This window comes from Cytobacillus depressus (genome assembly GCF_008923245.1).
Lineage (GTDB): Bacteria > Bacillota > Bacilli > Bacillales > Cytobacillaceae > Cytobacillus > Cytobacillus depressus.
The window spans coordinates 1-1,444 of sequence record NZ_WBOS01000041.1; the positions used below are offsets into that span (position 1 = coordinate 1).

The window sequence follows — 1,444 nt, forward strand, 5'->3', positions numbered from 1 at the left end:
TGAAGTGACCCCAAAAAGTTAGACACGGTTATTTCATCAGGCAGCTTGCTCAAAATGAGTTCGGTATTGTACCGGGCTCATTTTTAACTTCGCCTTCATCCGTTTTGTATTATAGTATTCTATATATTTTTCTAATTCTTGCTTAAAATGTTCTACATTTTCAAAGTCCTTATAATAAAGGAATTCGGACTTCAGTATCCCGAAAAAATTCTCCATAACAGAGTTGTCGTAACAGTTTCCCTTACGGGACATACTTTGTCTAATCCCTCTTGTTTGAAGCGCATGGCGGTATTGTTTCATTTGGTAGTGCCAACCCTGATCTGAATGCATCAGAAGTTGGTGGTCTTCTGGCAAGCACTCTAACGCCTTCTCTAACATCTCAGAAACAAGTGAATAGGTCGGTCTTGAGCCGATTGTGTATGTAATAATTTCTCCGTTAAATAAATCTAATACAGGCGATAAATACAGCTTTTCTCCAAATAATTTAAATTCCGTAATATCGGTCACCCATTTTTCGTTCGGGGCGTCGGCTGTAAATTGACGGTCTAAATGATTCGGCGCTATTTTTCCTACAGTACCTTTATAAGATCTATATTTTTTCAGACGTACAAGGCATTTCAAACCCAGCATCTTCATGATACGGTGAACCTTCTTATGGTTCACTTTCTTTCCACGATTCACTAGCTCATCACGAATACGGCGGTAACCGTAACGACCTTCATGTTCTTCATAAATTGATTTAATTTCAGCTTTTAAATCGGCATCTGAATCCGGACGATTCATACGTTTCACTAAATCGTAATAGGTACTACGTGGAATGCCAGCGAGCTTTACAAGTGCTTTCACCGGGTATTTATGCCTTAACTCATAGACTACGTGCGCTTTGTCTTGTTTGGTGATTTTTCCTTGTTTTGAACTAAGGCATTCAACTTTTTTAAGTATTCGTTTTCCATTTCTAGCTGTTTAATTCGCGCTTCAAGTGCTTCGACAGATCCCTCGGTTGGTATAATTTTTAGTTGTTTTTTCACTTCTTTTTTCAAAGTTGGACGCCCCTTTTTCTTTGACTGAAGAGCATCTATACCTTGTGCTTCAAGTTTTCTTTTCCAAGTTCTTATATTAGAAGGGCTTGGAATATTAAAGATCGCAGCGGTTTCATAACTAGACGTACCATTTTCAGTCATATATTTTAGTACATTTAGTTTAAACTCTAACGTATAGCTTGTATAGGGTTTAACATATACGCTCAAGCCATTGTGTTCATAATGTTTGATCCATTCGTTAAATGTAGACTGATTAATACCAAGTGACTTAGCAATATCCTTAGCAGTTTCTTTACCATTAAAATAATGTTCAACAGCTTCATTTATTTCTTCTAAAGTAAATTTAGACATAAAAATACACCCCAATTATTAGATTTTGTGTCTAATAATTGGGGTGCAGTTCA

1 protein-coding gene is annotated in these 1,444 nt (G+C 36.6%); it reads right to left on the reverse strand.

Annotation, left to right across the window (positions count from 1 at the left end; genetic code table 11):
* Positions 1–36: 36 nt before the first annotated feature.
* Positions 37–1,391, reverse strand: a protein-coding gene (locus F7731_RS26220) for an IS3 family transposase (RefSeq protein WP_151537688.1) whose coding sequence is annotated in 2 segments (ribosomal slippage) — positions 37–938 and positions 938–1,391 — 1,356 coding nt in all. Because the reading frame shifts where the segments join, the coding sequence is not laid out codon by codon here.
* Between the last annotated feature and the right edge of the window lie 53 nt (positions 1,392–1,444).